The sequence below is a fragment of the Paenibacillus sp. FSL H7-0714 genome (assembly GCF_038003765.1).
Classification (GTDB): Bacteria; Bacillota; Bacilli; order Paenibacillales; family Paenibacillaceae; genus Paenibacillus_AQ.
In genome coordinates this window covers 4,971,580-4,990,089 of the sequence record NZ_JBBOPT010000001.1, presented here as the reverse complement: position 1 = coordinate 4,990,089, position 18,510 = coordinate 4,971,580, and the positions used below count along the sequence as shown (strand labels likewise).

20 protein-coding genes are annotated in these 18,510 nt (G+C 44.4%); all 20 read left to right on the top strand.

Going from position 1 to position 18,510, the window contains the following annotated elements; genetic code table 11:
- Positions 1–95 precede the first annotated feature (95 nt).
- The 20 genes from ndk to NST34_RS22220 all read left to right on the top strand — a co-directional run bounded on the left by ndk (position 96) and on the right by NST34_RS22220 (position 18,277).
- Positions 96–539: a nucleoside-diphosphate kinase gene (gene ndk, locus NST34_RS22315; protein WP_060622704.1), complete on the top strand. Its 444-nt coding sequence runs from the start codon at positions 96–98 to the stop codon at positions 537–539.
- Positions 540–566: 27 nt separating this feature from the next.
- Positions 567–1,370: a CheR family methyltransferase gene (locus NST34_RS22310; RefSeq protein WP_076284563.1), complete on the top strand. Its 804-nt coding sequence runs from the start codon at positions 567–569 to the stop codon at positions 1,368–1,370.
- Positions 1,371–1,477: 107 nt separating this feature from the next.
- Positions 1,478–1,639, top strand: a complete 162-nt coding sequence (locus tag NST34_RS22305; RefSeq protein ID WP_170880309.1) for a hypothetical protein — start codon at positions 1,478–1,480, stop codon at positions 1,637–1,639.
- Positions 1,640–1,852: 213 nt separating this feature from the next.
- Complete coding sequence (aroC, locus tag NST34_RS22300; protein ID WP_042190184.1) at positions 1,853–3,022, top strand: chorismate synthase; 1,170 nt, start codon at positions 1,853–1,855, stop codon at positions 3,020–3,022.
- A 2-nt stretch (positions 3,023–3,024) separates the two neighbouring features.
- On the top strand, positions 3,025–4,128 hold the full coding sequence (aroB, locus tag NST34_RS22295; protein WP_076284564.1) for a 3-dehydroquinate synthase: 1,104 nt from the start codon (positions 3,025–3,027) through the stop codon (positions 4,126–4,128).
- Positions 4,122–4,496 carry a chorismate mutase gene (gene aroH / locus NST34_RS22290; RefSeq protein WP_042190180.1) on the top strand — a complete coding sequence of 125 codons (375 nt, stop codon included), beginning with the start codon at positions 4,122–4,124 and terminating at the stop codon, positions 4,494–4,496. The genes aroB and aroH overlap by 7 nt, the downstream gene beginning before the upstream one ends.
- 332 nt (positions 4,497–4,828) lie before the next feature.
- Positions 4,829–6,394, top strand: a complete 1,566-nt coding sequence (gene trpE / locus NST34_RS22285; RefSeq protein WP_340971559.1) for an anthranilate synthase component I — start codon at positions 4,829–4,831, stop codon at positions 6,392–6,394.
- 39 nt (positions 6,395–6,433) lie between these two features.
- Positions 6,434–7,474 (top strand): anthranilate phosphoribosyltransferase, encoded by a 1,041-nt coding sequence (gene trpD, locus NST34_RS22280; RefSeq protein WP_042190176.1) that lies wholly within the window; start codon positions 6,434–6,436, stop codon positions 7,472–7,474.
- Positions 7,464–8,294, top strand: coding sequence for an indole-3-glycerol phosphate synthase TrpC (gene trpC / locus NST34_RS22275; protein ID WP_341128794.1), 831 nt, complete (start codon positions 7,464–7,466; stop codon positions 8,292–8,294). Before trpD ends, trpC begins: the two co-directional genes overlap by 11 nt.
- Positions 8,287–8,964: a phosphoribosylanthranilate isomerase gene (locus tag NST34_RS22270; RefSeq protein WP_341129580.1), complete on the top strand. Its 678-nt coding sequence runs from the start codon at positions 8,287–8,289 to the stop codon at positions 8,962–8,964. The genes trpC and NST34_RS22270 overlap by 8 nt, the downstream gene beginning before the upstream one ends.
- Positions 8,961–10,160 (top strand): tryptophan synthase subunit beta, encoded by a 1,200-nt coding sequence (gene trpB, locus NST34_RS22265; RefSeq protein WP_042190170.1) that lies wholly within the window; start codon positions 8,961–8,963, stop codon positions 10,158–10,160. The genes NST34_RS22270 and trpB overlap by 4 nt, the downstream gene beginning before the upstream one ends.
- Positions 10,157–10,981, top strand: a complete 825-nt coding sequence (trpA, locus tag NST34_RS22260; protein ID WP_341128793.1) for a tryptophan synthase subunit alpha — start codon at positions 10,157–10,159, stop codon at positions 10,979–10,981. Before trpB ends, trpA begins: the two co-directional genes overlap by 4 nt.
- A gap of 59 nt (positions 10,982–11,040) precedes the next feature.
- Entirely contained in the window at positions 11,041–12,138 is a 1,098-nt protein-coding gene (hisC, locus tag NST34_RS22255) for a histidinol-phosphate transaminase (protein ID WP_341128792.1), read from the top strand.
- A 47-nt stretch (positions 12,139–12,185) separates the two neighbouring features.
- Positions 12,186–13,280 (top strand): prephenate dehydrogenase, encoded by a 1,095-nt coding sequence (locus NST34_RS22250; RefSeq protein WP_076284570.1) that lies wholly within the window; start codon positions 12,186–12,188, stop codon positions 13,278–13,280.
- Positions 13,281–14,042: 762 nt separating this feature from the next.
- Positions 14,043–14,630: an RNA polymerase sigma factor gene (locus tag NST34_RS22245; RefSeq protein ID WP_042190156.1), complete on the top strand. Its 588-nt coding sequence runs from the start codon at positions 14,043–14,045 to the stop codon at positions 14,628–14,630.
- Between the two features lie 5 nt (positions 14,631–14,635).
- The gene (locus tag NST34_RS22240) at positions 14,636–15,226 is read left to right on the top strand and encodes an anti-sigma factor family protein (protein ID WP_341128791.1); all 591 of its coding nucleotides are present in this window, start codon (positions 14,636–14,638) and stop codon (positions 15,224–15,226) included.
- Between the two features lie 179 nt (positions 15,227–15,405).
- Positions 15,406–15,993 carry a histidine phosphatase family protein gene (locus tag NST34_RS22235; protein ID WP_042190151.1) on the top strand — a complete coding sequence of 196 codons (588 nt, stop codon included), beginning with the start codon at positions 15,406–15,408 and terminating at the stop codon, positions 15,991–15,993.
- A gap of 89 nt (positions 15,994–16,082) precedes the next feature.
- Entirely contained in the window at positions 16,083–17,165 is a 1,083-nt protein-coding gene (locus NST34_RS22230; protein ID WP_341128790.1) for a hypothetical protein, read from the top strand.
- A 245-nt stretch (positions 17,166–17,410) separates the two neighbouring features.
- Positions 17,411–17,590, top strand: a complete 180-nt coding sequence (locus NST34_RS22225) for an IDEAL domain-containing protein (protein WP_042129535.1) — start codon at positions 17,411–17,413, stop codon at positions 17,588–17,590.
- A gap of 267 nt (positions 17,591–17,857) precedes the next feature.
- Positions 17,858–18,277: a DUF2487 family protein gene (locus tag NST34_RS22220; RefSeq protein WP_149646826.1), complete on the top strand. Its 420-nt coding sequence runs from the start codon at positions 17,858–17,860 to the stop codon at positions 18,275–18,277.
- Positions 18,278–18,510 lie beyond the last annotated feature (233 nt).

Genomic DNA, 18,510 nt, shown 5'->3' with positions numbered 1-18,510 from the left:
TTGGTGATCATGAAATTAAACGTTTCCAGAAAGCTCGGTTTCTGTTAAGATAGCGTCAAAACAACCCAACTAATGGGAAATTGGAGAGTGCCTCTATGGAAAAGACGTATCTGATGGTCAAACCGGATGGAGTACAACGTGGATTAATTGGGCGTATTGTCTCACGCTTTGAAGATAAGGGCTTTAAGCTGGTCGCTGCAAAGCTGATTACAGTTAGTGAAGACCAAGCAAAGAGACATTATGCGGAGCATGCTGGCAAGGACTTTTTTTCAGAGTTGGTTTCTTTTATAACTTCAGGTCCAGTGTTTGCAATGGTATGGGAAGGTGATGATGTTGTAGCATTATCCCGTACGCTCATTGGTAAGACGAAGGTAGGAGAAGCCTTGCCGGGTACGATTCGAGGCGACTTTGCCAGCCATACACCGCTTAATTTAATTCATGGATCAGACTCGCCTGAAAGTGCAGAACGAGAAATTGCTAATTTCTTTACTCCAGATGAATTGAATCTTTATAACAAAGAGATCGCAGTCTGGATGTAGGAGCCAAGCGGGAGGCGGGGGATTAACATGTCTGATCGTAATGTTGCAGCATTAACAGCAGATTCAGATTACATCGGGTTTATTCATCATGTTAAGCAAAGCACCGGAATTGATCTGGCTCAGTATAAAGAAGCGCAGATGAAGCGGCGTTTAACGACTCTTCGTGTGAAGAATGGATATCAAACCTTTAGTGATTTTTTTGCCGCAATGATGAAGGACAAGGAATTATTTTATGAATTTTTGGACCGAATGACGATTAATGTCTCCGAGTTTTGGCGGAATCCGAATCGGTGGGAAGTACTGCGAGATATCATTCTTCCTGACATACAACAATCTGGTCGCAGATTGAAACTGTGGAGCGCTGCATGTTCCACTGGAGAAGAACCCTATACGCTGGCTATGATTTTATCGGATAAGAATTTATTGGGGCAGACTGGCATTCTGGCTACGGATATTGACGACGGTGCGCTTTCCAAAGCAAAGCAAGGTTTGTATCTGGAACGTTCTTTAAAGGATGTGCCTAAGGATGTTGCTGCGCGTTACTTTAAACCCGAGGGTCATTTATTCAAAGTTAGCGACACGCTTAAGAAAAACATAGATTTCCGTAAACAGAACCTACTGCTGGACAAGTTCGATGAGGGTTTTGATCTTATCATTTGTCGCAATGTAATGATCTATTTTACTGAAGAGGCGAAGAATAAGCTCTACCATAAGTTCTCGGCTAGTTTACGTCCAGGCGGGTATTTGTTTGTAGGTAGTACAGAGCAGATCTTTACGCCAGCGCAATATGGCTTTGAATCGACGGAAACCTTTTTCTATCGTAAAAAATAAATACTTCTTGCTCCTTCGTCTGTGTACTTTTATAGGTATACTTTCGCTATCGTTCAGTGATACTGGGTAGTAGAATCTGTAAGCTAAGCGAAAGGATCGTTAAACCGATGGACAAAAGCAAGGTCATTGCCGCGTACAAACGAGGCTTTATTACCGTTCGTGAGTGCGGGCAAATTCTCGGTGTAGAAGAAATGCAATTGAAGCGCCTTCTGCAACTGGAAGAGCGTAAGTCTACATTTCCTTCAACAAGTCAGCGGATCGGAAGCTAACAAGTGCCGGACCGAGCCGAGGAGCGCCATTCATACTCTTTAGAGTATGAATGGCGCTTTTTCTTTACACAAAAACCAATTCATTTTGTCGCGAATGGAGTCGTTTTAGGGAGATCCCTTTCTTGTCAAAGAGGATTGCCTATACTATAATGAGCAAAGATCATTAGGATTTTAGCGGTTTACAGTTTAAAAGTATAAAAGGGGGAACGCAGCATGAGTTTGCGCTATTTAACAGCGGGGGAAACGCACGGCCCCCAGCTTACGGCCATTATTGAGGGATTGCCAAGTAATTTGACATTGGATTTTGAAGAGCTTAATTTTCAATTGCAGCGTCGACAAAAGGGTTATGGACGTGGACGTCGCATGCAGATTGAGAAAGATACGGCACAAATTGTAGGTGGAGTGCGTCATGGCTATACTACAGGTGCTCCAGTAGCCTTGGTAGTAGAGAATAAAGACTGGACCCACTGGAAGAACATCATGAATATCGAGCCTATTCCTGGCAGTGACGAAGAAAAACGCCGCGTAAATCGGCCGCGTCCTGGCCATGCAGACCTGAATGGCGGATTGAAGTACAACCATACAGATCTTCGTAACGTACTGGAGCGCTCCAGTGCTCGCGAAACAGCAGCCAGAGTTGCATGTGGCGCTGTAGCCAGACAGCTGCTTGCAGCTTTTGGCGTGAAGGTAGCAGGGCAAGTTATTCGTATCGGTGAAATTGAAGCGCCTGCTAACGATCTGCCTATTGATGAGCTGATTGAGCGGACAGAACAGTCCTCTGTCAGAGTTGTCGACAAAGAAACGGAACAGAAGATGGAGGCTTACATAGATCAGATTAAGGAAGAGGGAGACTCCATCGGTGGAATCGTTGAATGTATCGTCGAAGGACTTCCTATCGGACTTGGCAGTTATGTACAGTCTGACCGGAAGCTTGACGGAGCAATCGCTGGGGCGGTAATGTCGATTAATGCATTCAAAGGCGTTGAAATTGGCATTGGGTTTGAAGCTGGCAAATTGCGAGGATCGCAAGTCCATGATGAAATTATGTATGAAGCTTCTAAAGGATACTACCGTGCAAGTAATCGCTTAGGTGGTTTTGAAGGTGGTATGACTAACGGCATGCCGGTTGTAGTTCGCGGTGTCATGAAGCCGATCCCTACCCTTTATAAACCGCTTCAAAGTGTGGATATTGACACGAAAGAACCATTTACAGCGCAAGTTGAACGCTCCGACGCTTGTGCAGTTCCAGCGGCGTGTGTTGTTCTGGAAAACGTAGTAGCTTGGGAAATCGCAAAAGCTTTCCTTGATAAATTCGGTGGCGACTCACTGGAAGAAATTAAAGCGAACTATGAAAATTACCTATCACAGCTGGAGAGCTACTAATTATGCGTACTATTAATGTAGATTTGGGCGACCGCTCGTATCCTATTCTTATCGGTAGTGGTTTACTAAAGGACATCGCCCATTATTGTACTGAGGCCGGATTTTCGGAGCGTAGTCCACTGTTAGTAGTGAGTGATACTGAAGTAGCGCCAAGGTACTTGCCGGCACTTGAAGAAGCTTTACGTTCTCACGGTTATACTGTGGTTAGTCACATAATGACGGCAGGTGAAGCCTCTAAATCATTAGCCGTGTATGAAGAAGTCATGACAACCGCGATTCAAGCAGGATTAGATCGCAATTCAGCAGTTTTAGCTTTAGGCGGCGGCGTGGTTGGCGATTTAGCAGGATTTGTAGCAGCAACCTATATGCGTGGAATCGGCTTTCTGCAAATTCCAACGACGATCCTAGCTCATGATAGTAGTGTGGGTGGTAAAGTGGCGGTCAATCATCCATTAGCCAAAAATATGATAGGGGCTTTCTATCAACCGTCAATGGTACTCTACGATTTGGATACATTACGTACTCTTCCAGCACGGCAAGTGTCATCAGGTCTGGCTGAAGTGTTAAAGCACGGTCTCCTCGTGGACAAAGAGTTCGCATATTGGTGTCGTGATCATGCCGAAGAGCTGCTAGAGCTGAATGTCGAAGCCTTAGGTTATGCTTTAGAGCGTGGCTGTGCAATTAAGGCAGATGTAGTGGCGAATGATGAGCGTGAGCATGGACTTCGAGCGATATTGAACCTTGGACATACGATCGGACATGCCATTGAAGCAGTTGGTGGGTATGGTGTGTTTCTGCACGGAGAAGCGATTGCGATTGGGATGGCGGGTTCAGCGCTATTGGCTGCGAAGCTTGGGCGGGATACTTCCATTTATGAGGATACTGTATCTATGCTGACCGCGCTGTCACTGCCTGTACGGCTTCCTTCCGAGTATGATGAAGATGAACTGATGGACGCTATGATGCATGATAAGAAATTCAAGGAAGGCAAGATGACCTTTATCGTGCCTGATTCCATAGGCTCTGTAAGCATTGTGAACGATGTGCAGGAGTCGCTTGTGCGAGAGGTTCTCGCAGAGCTTAAGAAGGAGGGAAGACCGTGGTAAACCGAGGAATTCGCGGAGCAACAACCGTGACTAAGAACGAAGAGGCAGAGATTTTACGTGAGACCGTTATATTGCTGCGGGAGATCGTAGAACGTAATGATGTTATAGCTGAGAATATAAGCAATGTATGGATTACGATGACCAATGATCTGGATGCTACTTTTCCTGCAAGAGCTATTCGTGAGATTGAAGGCTGGGAAATGGTTCCACTTATGTGTTCAACGGAAATCCCGGTTAAAGGAAGCTTGCCGATGTGTATCCGGTTGATGGTACAGATTAATACGGATAAATCGCAGCGTGAGATTCGCCACGTTTATCTGAATGAGGCTCAGAAGCTACGTCCGGATTTATCAGAGAGCAAGTCTTAAATTATAGTTGTGGGTTGTCAATGACCCTCGTCATCATGTATAGTGTAGTTAGCCGAGTATAGAAGAGTTTAGTTTAGTTGAGATGAGTATAGTTGAGCAGAGTGCGAGAAGTTTTTTAGATTAGCATGTATCGTGTAAGCAGAGTCTTTATTTTGATATGCACTGAAGTCATTTATCAGTGATATATCTTATTTAGGGATAAGTCTGTAAACACTACATAATTATGCTAATCCATGCTCAAAAACATATACTTACTTACACAAACCCTCTACTTCGGTAGAGGGTTTTTTTGTATTTCGGAACCATTCATATATCTAAGGGGGCATCTAACAATGACGAATCCAAGTGTTCAAGAGGTGGTAAAGCTGTCGCGGGATTATAATCTGATTCCTGTTGTAAAGCGACTGCTCGCGGATATGGAAACACCTATCCGATTATTCCAACGTTTCGCTGAACGTGATCGCGCGTTCTTACTTGAAAGTGTAGAGGGTGGAAAACAATGGGCACGGTATTCGTTCATCGGTAGCGATCCCTTTTTGATGATATCCGGTAAAAAGGGTGCAATTAACGTTGAAGTCGGCGGAGAGAAGAAGCAACTATACGGAAAGCCGATTGAGGAGCTTAAAGCGTTACTTCGTTCATACCGTAGTCCTAAGCTTGACGAAATGCCTCCATTTACTGGAGGGGCTATCGGATTTTTCGGATATGATCTGCTGCAATATTATGAGAAGTTACCTCAGCATCCTGTGGATGATCTCCAAATGGATGATATAAGATTTATGTTTTGCGATCGGATTATTGTTTTTGACCATGTGAAGCAACAGATTCTGCTTGTTGGTAACCTGCATGTAAAAGACGGAGATACAGATTCGGATATCAGATCCAATTATGAAAGTCTGAGTCGTAAGCTGGAGGCTATGGCCGAAGATCTACAAAAAGAAGGCCCTAAGGAAAATGTGAATCGTCGCAGCATTCCGCAGGATATCGAGCTTGGAGAGATTCATTCTAATCTCACTAAAGAGCAGTACATCAACAATGTAGAACAGGCGAAGGAATATATTCGCTCAGGCGATATTTTTCAAGTGGTATTGTCACAGCGGTTGCATATTGAAACGGAAGTTTCTCCATTGCATGTATACCGGATGCTCAGAACTCTTAACCCCTCTCCTTATATGTACTATTTGAAAATGGACGAGGAGATTATTGTTGGCACTTCACCTGAAGCACTCGTAAAGGTGGATGGAAATCGTGTAGAGACACGGCCGATTGCTGGAACTAGACCAAGGGGTGACAGTGAAGCAGCAGACCGGGCGTTTGCTGCGGAGCTCTTGGAGGATGAAAAAGAACGTGCGGAACATCTGATGCTTGTTGATCTGGGTCGTAATGATCTAGGGAGAGTATCCAAATTTGGTTCAGTAAAATGTGATTCCTTTATGGAGATTGAAAGATACTCCCATGTCATGCACATGGTATCGAATGTGTCAGGCACGCTCAGTGAGGATAAAGATTTCTTTGATGCCTTTCTCTCCTGTCTGCCTGCCGGAACGGTTTCTGGGGCACCGAAGCTGCGAGCAATGGAGATTATAGCAGAGCTGGAAAAAGAAGCTCGAGGTGCTTATGCCGGAGCAATTGGATATTTAGGGTTCTCAGGAAACATGGATTCTTGTATCACCATTCGTACCATCATCTTCCGGAAAGGTCGTGCGTACGTACAGGCCGGAGCAGGTATCGTTTGGGATTCGGTTCCCGAGAAAGAGTATGAAGAAACGGTGAATAAGGCGAAGGGCATGCTGAAAGCTATTCGTATGGCAGAAGCTATGTTTCCAACCGAAGTGAAAGAAAAACAAGTTATCAACCAAGATTATATGTACGAATATACCCCTGAACAAGTGGTTTGATTTATATAGTAACTCATTAAGGCTGGGAGGAAGAACATTATGGATGCAACGAAATTAATTCAATCAGGAATCGCCGGACTAATCGAAGGCAAGAATCTGACACGTACAGAAGCACGGGATATAATGGGTGCTATAATGCTAGGAGATGCTTCACAAGCGCAAATCGGTTCACTGCTGACCGCTTTACGAATTAAAGGAGAAACCGTGGAGGAGATTACGGGTTTTGCAGAAGCTATGAGAGGGTTCGGCACATCCGTACTGACTGATCGCGCACGCTTGTTAGATACTTGTGGTACGGGCGGTTCCGGCATCCATAAATTTAATATTTCAACCGCCTCAGCAATTATTTCATCAGCGGCTTCTGTAAGAGTTGCCAAGCATGGAAATCGCTCTGCTTCAGGCAGAGCGGGAAGTGCGGATGTACTTGAAGCCCTTGGCGTAAACATTCATCTGAATGCAGACCAAGCCCGAGAATGTCTGGATCGTATCGGCATTTGCTTTTTATTCGCACAAATTTATCATCCTTCGATGCGGCATGCAGCAGCTCCTCGCAAGGAGCTTGGTGTACGTACGATCTTCAATATGCTGGGTCCTCTTACGAATCCCGCTGGAGCTGACCGTCAGCTCCTAGGGATTTATGACCGAAATAAGACGGAGACGGTGGCTAATGTACTGAAGGAGCTAGGTTCCAAGCGCGCAATGGTTGTAAGCAGTTCGGATGGTCTGGACGAGATCAGCATCTCTGCCTCTACATTAGTGTCTGAACTAAAAGAGGGTGTAGTGACCACTTATGAAATTACTCCGGAGGGATTAGGTCTTAACAGACATCCACTTGAAGCTGTTTTGGGTGGAGACGCAGCAGAGAACGCAGCAATTATTACCTCTGTGCTCCAAGGTGAGATCAATCCCTACCGAGATATCGTGTTAGCTAATGCAGGAGCATGTATATATGTTGCGGGTCTGGCAGATACCATGGCCGGAGGCGTCGAGAAAGCTAAAGAAGTAGTGGATTCGGGTAAGGCATTATCCAAGCTGAAACAGCTTGTTGTGATGACGGAGGAGCTTAATTATGTATCTTGATAAAATTGTCGCTACAAAGATCAAAGAGGTGGAGGTGCTCAGTAATAGCTTTTCTCTAGCTCAAGCTGAACGTGATATAGCAGCACTCCCTCAGACTAGAGGCTTTCGTAAGGCTCTGACCCAGGGGAAGAACAGGGATATAGGTTTGATAGCGGAGGTAAAGAAGGCATCCCCTTCAAAAGGGCTGATTCGTGAGGATTTCGATCCTGTTTCCATTGCAAAAGGTTATGAAGCGGGCGGCGCTGATTGTTTATCTGTTTTGACGGATACGGATTATTTTCAGGGAAGCGCTGCTTACTTGCAGCACGTGAAGGAAGCTGTAAATCTGCCGCTGCTACGCAAAGATTTCATTATCGATGAGAAACAAATTTATGAAGCGCGTATTCTTGGAGCAGATGCGGTGTTGTTAATCGTTGCTATTTTGACACCGGATAAACTGTCTCATTTTATAGAAATAGCTACTGGGCTTGGAATGGATGTATTAATCGAAGTTCATGATCGGAATGAGCTTGCAGTGGTATTAAGTACAGACAAGATAACACATCCTAATATTCTGCTGGGTATTAATAATCGTAATCTGCGTACCTTTGAGACGTCCTTAGAGACAACGGCAGAGCTGGCAGCACTAGTACCTCAAGGGGTACCTGTGATCAGTGAAAGCGGAATTGCAGGGCCAAGTGATATTGACTACTTAAGAACGACTGGCGCTCACGGGGTCCTCGTAGGGGAATATCTAATGCGTCAGGCAAATGTAGAAGAAGCGGTAAATGGATTGCTAGGAATGCTTCCAAATGGAAAGGACCGTGTCCGGCATGGCTGAGACATTGGTAAAAATCTGTGGACTTCAGGACGTTGAAGTGCTAAAATGTATGTTACACTTACCACTAGATTATATTGGATTTGTATTCGCTCCTAGTCGTCGCAGGGTTACTCTGGAGCGTGCTTCCGAACTGATTGCTGAACTTCCGCAATGGAAGACTAGTGAAAAACCTAAAGCTGCTGGGGTTTTTGTTAATCCAGAGCTGGATGAGCTGAGCGAACTGCTCTCCGTTGTGTCACTAGATGTCATTCAGCTACATGGGCAGGAAAGTCCAGCCTTTTGTCAAAAGGTTCAGCAAGCTTTCCCACACGTTCAGGTGTGGAAGGCATTGTCTGTTGCTGATAAAGAGTGTGATGACGCTGATAACAAATATACATTGGAACAATACGCAGGCTTCGTTGATGCTGTATTGTTAGATACTTATGATCCTCAGCAGAGCGGCGGCTCTGGGCGCACGTTCGCTTGGGAGAGGTTGCCTGATTATCAGGAAATCGCGCTACGAAATGGTTTGCCGTTATTTGTGGCTGGCGGACTTCATCCTAATAACGTAGGAGAGTTGCTAGATACTTATGCTCCGTACGGAGTAGACGTATCTAGTGGAGTAGAGAGTGAAGGCGTTAAAGATATTATTAAAATGACAGCTTTTGTGGAAAGGGTGAAGCAATCATGACACAAGTACCGGACCAGCATGGACGTTTCGGTTCATTCGGAGGGCGCTTCGTGCCCGAAACTTTGATGACTGCATTGATTGAGCTGGAGGAAGCCTATGAGAAGTATTCGGCAGACCCTGCTTTTCAAGAAGAAATAGATTATCTATTAAAGCAATATTCCGGACGGGAGACCCCACTGTATTATGCGGAACGTCTAAGTAAACATCTGGGAGAAGCAAAAATATATTTGAAGCGTGAAGATTTGAATCATACAGGTGCTCATAAGATTAACAATGCGATTGGTCAGGGAATTCTGGCTAAAATGATGGGTAAAACCAAGGTGATCGCCGAGACTGGAGCTGGTCAGCATGGTGTAGCTACTGCTACGGTTGCAGCCCTACTTGGTATGGAATGTAAAGTGTTTATGGGGGAAGAGGATACTCGTCGCCAGGCACTCAATGTATTCCGTATGAAGCTGCTTGGTGCTGAGGTGATTCCCGTTACTTCCGGATCGCGTACCTTAAAAGATGCCGGCAACGAAGCGCTTCGCTACTGGGTTAGCAATGTGGAAGATACTTTCTACATTCTCGGTTCTGCCGTAGGCCCACATCCTTATCCGATGATGGTTCGTAATTTTCAGAGGGTTATTGGTGATGAAACGCGGCGCCAGATTCTTGAGGCTGAAGGAAGACTGCCGGATGTGCTTGTTGCTGCAGTAGGTGGCGGTAGTAATGCTATCGGCATGTTCTATCCATTCGTAGAGGATAAAGGTGTCGGTATGATTGGTGTTGAGGCAGCAGGCAAGGGAATTGACACACCATTTCATGCGGCGACGATGAGCAAGGGGACTCATGGCGTATTCCAGGGTTCGATGAGTTACCTTCTGCAGGATGAACATGGTCAAGTAACAGAGGCTCATTCCATCTCCGCAGGTCTGGATTATCCAGGCGTAGGTCCTGAACACTCCTATTTAAAAGATATCGAACGCGCAAAATATGTTCCGATTACGGATGCTGAGGCGCTTGATGCACTGAAGCTGCTATGTGTAACGGAAGGTATTATTCCAGCTTTGGAGTCAGCACATGCGATAGCCCATGTAGTGAAGATGGGTCCAACCCTTACCAAGGATGATATTGTTGTTATCTGCCTGTCAGGCCGGGGAGACAAAGATGTGGAATCGATCATGGCGTACACAGAAGGGAAGGGAAATGAATGACAACCGAAACTACAAACCGGATGGATTTGGTATTCCGGAAGCTTAAAGCTGAAGAACAGACGGCATTAATTCCTTTTCTGACGGTTGGAGACCCTGATCTGGAGACTACGCTTGCCATCATCGCAGAACTGGAGGCGGCAGGTGCAGACATTTTGGAGCTGGGAGTACCTTACTCTGATCCGCTAGCAGATGGCCCTGTCATTCAGCGAGCGTCTGCACGAGCTCTGCGGGGGGAGGTTCACCTGCGTACCTGTATGGAGACCGCGTTAAAAGCTCGTCAAGCCGGAAGCAGCCTGCCCTTTATTTTGTTTTCCTATTACAATCCTATCCTGCAAATGGGGCTGGATACATTTTTCGCAGAACTGAATGCTCATGAGATTAGTGGTCTTATTATTCCAGATCTTCCTGTCGAGGAATCAGAGGAGATGCGTCGCCGCAGTAGTGAAATTGGCGTTAATCTCATTCCACTAGTTGCACCGACCTCAAGTGAACGTATTGCGAAGATTGTCTCAGGTGCGAGTGGGTTTATCTATTGTGTATCCTCGTTAGGTGTGACAGGGGAACGATCCACTTTCCATGCTGATGTAGAGGCGTTTATTGATTCCGTGCGTCAAGCTACGGATCTGCCGGTGGCTGTAGGATTTGGGATCTCAACTGGCGAACAGGTTGCCCGCTTTGCTCAGATTTGCGATGGCGTGGTAGTAGGTAGTGCGATTGTTCGTAAAATAGAAGAGGTCATTCCGCTGCTCGATAATCCCGCTACACGGAATGAGGGGCTGTTGCAAATTCGAGAATTTGTGGCACAATTAAAAAGACCATAACAGTGTCATTTTGACCTGTGTATAGTGGAGTAATCAACTATGGAGAGCGAGGACTATTCATGAATCCAAAACCGAATATAGTTAATCTCCCTGTCTACAAACCAGGGAAACCTATAGACGAAGTTAAGAAGGAGCTTGGCTTAAGTGAGGTTATTAAGCTTGCATCCAATGAGAACCCGTATGGAGCTTCCCCGAGTGCTAAAGAAGCTATTCTAGCAGAGCTTGAGAATCTTTATCTATATCCAGACGGATCGGCCGTTGAGTTGACGGCAGCACTTGCCAACCGTCTTGGTGTGAACAGCGATAATATTATTTTTGGCTGTGGTTCTGATGAGATTATTGCTCTTATTGCTCGTGCTTTCTTCTTGCCAGGTGATGAGACAATCATGGCTGACCAGACCTTCTCTGTGTATAAGAGTAACGCAGATATCGAAGGCGCTGTGTCCATCGAGGTACCACTTGTAAATGGTACACATGATCTGGATGGGATGCTGGCCCGTATTACGGACCGTACGAAGGTTATCTGGATTTGTAATCCGAATAACCCAACAGGAACGATTGTACCAGAGGAAGCCTTGGTTTCTTTCCTTGATGCTGTTCCTTCCAATGTAATGGTTGTTCTTGATGAAGCTTACTGTGAGTACGTAACAGATCTTTCTTACTCCAACGGTATCCAATTATTAAATCGTTATACGAATTTGGTTGTGCTTCGCACATTCTCCAAAATTTATGGCTTAGCTGCATTGCGTATTGGTTATGGCGTTGCTAGTCCTGAGATTATTTCATTGATCAACAAGGTACGCGAGCCTTTCAATACCACTCGTCTTGCGCAAGCGGCGGCTCTTGCTGCCTTGAATGACCAAGAATACGTGGAAGAATGCCGTCGTCTTAATAGCGCGGGTATTGTCCAATTACAAGGTGAATTCAAACGTCTGGGCCTTGAATCCTTCCCTGCACACGGGAACTTCATTATGGTAGATGTTCGTAAACCTGCAGCCGAGGTTTTCGATGCTTTGATGCGTAAAGGAATCATAGTAAGAGCGGGTCATCAAGTTTACCCTACTTATATTCGTGTTACTGTGGGCTCTGCTGAACAGAACACAGCGTTTATAACTGCGCTGGAACAAACGCTTATAGAGTCTGGTGTGCGCGCTTAGTAATAAACAGCAAGACTAGACTAAAAAAGGCAGGTAGTTCAAAGAACATGACGACAAAAATAGCTATATTCGGTGTCGGTCTGATCGGAGGCTCACTGGCCCTTTGCTTTAAAGGCAAGGAGGGCCTGACCGTCGTAGGACATGCCCACCGTCCTGAATCCGCGAGTAAATATATAAGCAGAGGTGTGGTTGATCAAGCCACGCTTTCTGTTGAAGAAGCGGCACTTGATGCTGATTTCATTTTTTTATGTGTACCGGTAGGGATGTTAGAGGATTATCTGCAGCAATTAAGTAAGTTGCCTCTAAAACCCGGCTGCATTATTACAGATGTAGGAAGCACGAAAGCTAGTATTGCCGCATGTGCGGTCTCCTTAGATATTCCTGGAGTACATTTTATCGGCGGACACCCAATGGCAGGATCAGAACGCTCAGGTGTTGAGGCAGCTTCATCACTGCTATTTGAGAATGCCTATTATGTGTTGACGCCCCCTCCAGGAGTGCCAGATGAGGCTTATCATGCACTGGAGTCTTTACTACACCACACAAGAGCACAGATTGTACGCCTTGATCCAGAACGCCATGATGAGATTGTAGGTGCCATTAGTCATTTACCGCATATTATTGCTGTTGCTTTGGTAAATCAGATTCGTGCCTATGACGATACCGACTCCTTATATAGCACGCTAGCTGCAGGGGGCTTTCGGGATATCACTCGGATTGCGTCCAGCGATCCTATAATTTGGCGAGACATATTGCTGAACAATCGTTCCGTAATGCTTCGTTTATTGAAGGATTGGAACGAGGAAGTTTCTTCTTTTGTTCGTCTCCTGGAAAGTGAAGATGGCGTAGGTATTGAAGAGGCTTTCCAAGAAGCGAATGGCTTCCGCAGTCAGTTGCCTGAACGGCGTAAAGGCATGATCGCACCTTTATTTGACCTACATATTGATGTACCGGATCATCCGGGGATTATTGGTCGTATCGCTACCGAGCTGGGGGACCAAGGCATTAACCTTAGCAACGTACAAATCATCGAGAGTCGTGAAGATGTGCCGGGTATTATGCGCCTATCTTTTCGTCAGGAGAACGATATGGAACGTGCGAAGGTGCTTCTGCAGCAGCACGATTATACCGTATATGTGTAGTTAGTAGCCCTTCCAATATGGAGGGGCTTTTATTTCGTTTTAGGATCTGAAAGAGCATACTGTTGAAAACAGCTACTGCTTCAAGTGGATGCAGAAGAGGGTATTAATAATGAGTGGGGCTAATACAGCGCTTACAGGACAAAAAAAGACCGCTTACAAAGTAAGCGGCTACAGTTCACAATAAATTGGAACCGTGTAGTATTTGGATAGGAGTGGAGAGAAACCATACTGTACTTTTATTATATGTATACGTTTACATTTTGTCAACAGTTTATTAAAAAGAGATTAAAGTCACATTACAGTGATCAAAGTCTTATGGTTGAACTTCATGTTCGTTTATAATCTGTTGTCAGGTCATGCTGACGAGATTACTGCTCTGAAGTCTATTAATGTCATCCTATGAGAATCTGTGATACAATAGATCTGGTATATTTCTAGATTCGTTATAAAATTTATATGCTCATAGAAATATGCCATTTTTCTTTTTATATTCATCACAATCATCATGCCTTAATTATTGGGTGTTTGAATATACATAGGTGTATTTCAAAATTGAAGAACGGATAAGTTGCACGTCATATATTTTCCCTTAAATTCCCACAAGGAACGTTTGTCTTACATAAAAGGTCGACAATATCGTTTCTTCTTGTAATAAACTAAAAAGTTGTAGTAAACCAGCGCAACTTTTAAAGCCCAAACCGGTATAATAAGTACGGACCGGACGGGAAAAGACGTGCAAGGGCGAGGAGGGCCAATCTCACCATGACGGATTCCCAGTTGATCCAGGAAATTAAACAAGGCAACACAGAATTATATTCAGAATTAATGCGTCGTTATCAACGAAAAATATTGGCATTTGTATATCATATGCTTAGAAACTCACAAATGGAGCTAATTGCAGAGGACCTTTGTTCGGAGACTTTCTACAAGGCATTCCGTAGCTTGCATTCCTTTCGAGAGGTAGATGCTTCCTTTTCAACGTGGTTGTACACTATTGCTCGTAATACCGTGCTAAGTGAGCTTCGTAAGAATCGTGCCGGAAATGTATCCCTAGAAGAGAGTGGATATACTCCCGTTGCACCGTTTGAAGTAGCGCCTGAGCAGGCTGCATTGCGTAAAGAACGGATGAATTTGGTTCGTGAGGCAATTAATAATCTTCCGGAGAAACAACGCTCTGCGTTAATCCTGCGTGAATACGATCAGATGGATTATCAAGAAATTGCAGAAATTTTGGATCAGAGTGTAAGCTCCGTGAAATCATTGTTGTTTCGTGCCAGAAGTAGTGTGAAGCTTCAACTCGAATCCTATTTCAATGAGCCTGAAGTTGAAGAGCAGGTTGAGAGGGTGTAAGGCGAATGAATTGCAGGGAAGCGCAAGAATGTATTCCGCTCTTGTGGGACGCTCCCCCCACACATCCTAGGCGGATTTTGCTCGAACAACATATTGAAACTTGTCCTTACTGCGCGGCTGAATGGTCTCTGTGGCAAGAGAGTAGCCAGCTTATGCATGATTTGAAAGAAGAGATTAGTGAAGAGCGTGCAGAAGTTATAAATGTTAAAGTTATGGAGCGGATTTATCTAGAGAGTCCTTGGTTGATGCCAGGGGATGGGAAATCCGCAGGGACATCTACCATTGTTCGTCATAGGCTTAGTCTCTGGATCGCTTGCTTCCTGGCGGTATTTTTGTCTAGTGTTCTTTACTTTACTATGTTTAGAACACCTGCAGATATCACTGTGGCTCAAAGTGGAATTGTAGAGACTGGCGTTGCTGGCTCTATGGAATGGACTTCTACTTATCCCATTTTAGGCTCTGAAGGTGGGATTATTGAACCGCTTGTAGTAAATATGGGACCTACTCATCCTCAATATTGGATGATGTTATCCATGCTTGGCGTGGGTTTTGCAGTGTTTTCGTTAACCCGGCTGAATCGATATCGCAGATCATAAAGGGTCTATTGATGTATGACTTAGCTATTGCAGTATATAATAGTGTTAAGAACGATGTAGGAGTCCCTTTATGTAAAGATAAGGGGCTTTTTTGTATTCTAATACGCATAAAAGAAGACTTTTTATTTCATCCATGTTACATTAAGAGACAAATACTTGGGTGAAAAGGGGGAGGCAATATGCTAATCGGCTTGATACGCCATGGATTGACGGACTGGAACGCAATTGGAAAGATACAGGGGCAAAGTGATATTCCGCTTAATGATGAAGGACGGATGCAAGCTGCTATGCTTGCTGACCGCTTATTACAAGAGCCGTATCGCTGGGATTATTGCATTACAAGTAATCTTTCCCGGGCAGCAGAGACAGGCAAGATCATCGCTGATAAATTAAATGTACCGTTGCTTGATCCTGATGATCGGATCCGGGAACGTGCCTACGGGCAAGTAGAAGGGCTTACTGCCGCTGAGCGTGAAGAGAAGTGGGGGAAAGATTGGAGTCAGCTTTCACTTGGTCAAGAAACTGACGAACAGCTTCAAGCACGTGCACTTGCCTTTATGGAGGATATTTCTGCGCAGCATCCCAATCGGAACATACTAGTTATATCTCATGGAGGGTTCCTCGCTCAACTGTATACTGCATTTTACAAAGATAAGTATTCTGAGCGGATTGGGAATTTATCCCTGACAATTTTGGAGAAAAAAGAACGGGAATGGAACCCTATTCTATATAATTGTACTCGCCATATCCTGCAAAATCAGCGTTAACCCGTGCATCGGGTTATTTTTTTTGCGCAAAGGGGAATAAAAAGGGCTGTATTTCCCATAATGGTAGTAAAACGGTGAGGCGATAAAACATGAATCTGGCGGATATGCTCACTTATGCAGATATTGGACAGCTGACCGCCATAGCGGGACGCTACCGGTGTGAATGCAAGCAGAATTCCAAACATGACTTGATCCAGAGTATTTTGATTATGCTTGGAAGCAGAAGTTTTATGGAGTCTCATATCCGGGAATGTGCTCCGGAGGATCTACGGTTTCTGAATACATTACTTTTTGATGAACGCAGCTACTTTAGTCTGGAAGATTTGTTGGCTGTAGCTAGACAGGCTTCTTTTGATGCTCAAGAAGGAAAGACCGGGGGCTTCCGGGAAATGGTTTCTCGTTTCAAAAGCGGAGGCTGGCTCTTTAGCGGTTCCTCCCAGCAAACCAGATACTTGTTCCAAGTGCCTAAAGACTTGAAAGATCGCTTTCGTGAGACGATGAGCGCACATATCAAGGATAAGGTTGCGGTTAGCTCTGAACCAGCCATGTATCGAAATGAAGGAGAATTGTTATTAAGTGATCTGGTTATGCTTCTGAGATATATCAAGGAAAATGAGCCAGAGCTTAATCAGGAAGGGGCAATGTATAGGCGGTATCAGCAAGGAGTGATGAATGCACTTCATATTCCGGAGGATCTTCTTAGCAAAGGCGGCTGGAGATTTGGTTATGGTAGGGCATGTGAGCATTATCCGCCTAGATTAGCGCTCCTGTATGATTATGTTCGTCATCGCCGCTGGATCACTGAAGAAGGTTTTCGGCTAAGGCTTACGGCGACAGGAGAGGCAGTGTTAGCCGACGGAAAATGTGACTCGTTGATGCAGATATTCTCTTTTTGGTTAAAACTATATAAGGGGGCTGTACCAAACCTGCCTTCACTTGTGTATTGGGTAAGCATTAGTGCTGGGAATTGGGTGAGCGTACCTTCATTAGTGGATGGTATTGGGTGGTTAATTAAACCGTTCTATTATGACAATGCTGCCTCTATTCTGGAGCAACGAATTATTCGGATGATGGTGCACCTTGGGATGCTTAAATTAGGGGAGACTACTGCTGGTCTCACTGTGATGATGACGCCGTGGGGGATGGAGATAGCCGTGCCTAAACATCTATAGTAGTATGAAGGCATACAAGCAAATGCTTATGGGGATTACATACGTAGATGAGGACTTCGCTTTGGTTGTTGATAGGAACAATAGATGAAGTATTGATCAGAATGGGTAAATATGTAGAACATAGACAGGATTGTTGAATATGATTTAGTAGGTGCCGTCACTTTTGAAACCGAAAACAAAATCATCTTGATGGATATCAAAATATTAAAGCAATAAGGATCTCTTAAACAGCGGAGGTGTATCGAATGGACAAAATGAAGGCTACGTACGAAGTGATGCTAGGACTTGCGGCAGAAATGGTGTGGGATGAAGCGCTGCGAAAGCGTCGCTCCGACATCTTGCACCGTGAGATTGACACGGCGCTGGCTACAGGAGATAAATTGGCTTTTCGAAATCTTACAGAAGAACTTAAAAGTTTGGCATAAAGAAATGCGCTTAGCGCATTTCTTTTTTTTGTTATATATTTTTTCTAATGGAGCAATGAAGCTCTCAAAGTCTGAACTCCATTATCTAAATAAACCTTTAGACAGGTGAGCACAAAAACTTTCTGTATCATTTGAGGGTGAAGGAAGACGAGAGAAATCTAAATCTAGACGTTTGTCCTCCTCTTTCAATATAATGGGATTTATAACATCGGGCAAATTTGTGAAAAGTGGACGCGAAGAAGGATCGCAAATAGGGAGATGACATTAATGAAATTCAGTGATTTTGAAGTTGAACAGTGGGAAGAAAATCGAAAGTTCTATGATACATGTCTCATACCTTTTACAGGATTAAGTGGGTCCGAGAGTCCTCCTGAGACGGTTCAAGCATTAGAAAGATTACGTGATTTTATGGATTTGGTGGAAATACCGTTTAAGGGACGGATTGTAACTTACCCGGCGATTCAGTATGGAGGGGAAGGATATGTCGATCTAATTAATGAGGTTTGCCGAAAAGTCAAATCCAGTGGTTTCCAGTATGCCGTGGTGTTAACAGCAGATATAGCACTTCTGGAACAAGAAATTTTTGAAAGCGATTTAGTACTCTCTCTGCCTATCATTGAGGGCTCTCTGGAAGGTAAGATTAATAGTGATATTGGTATGAAAATTCAAAAGATGTGGGGACGGTGAGTCTCTTTTAAATGTGACAGAAAATCAACAATTGTAAGTGAAAATCACTTTTTGGCCTGTCACAAATTAGACAATATTCTTGACGGGTTTTAGTGCCTAAGCTATTATTAGGTTGAATCGAAATGGTATGTGATGTATTTCATTGAAAAGATTTGAAAACGGATTATTTATAGTAAGGCATCTCTGATCGGACACCTTAGATACTTTCTTATATCTTGAGAAGGGGGTTATAT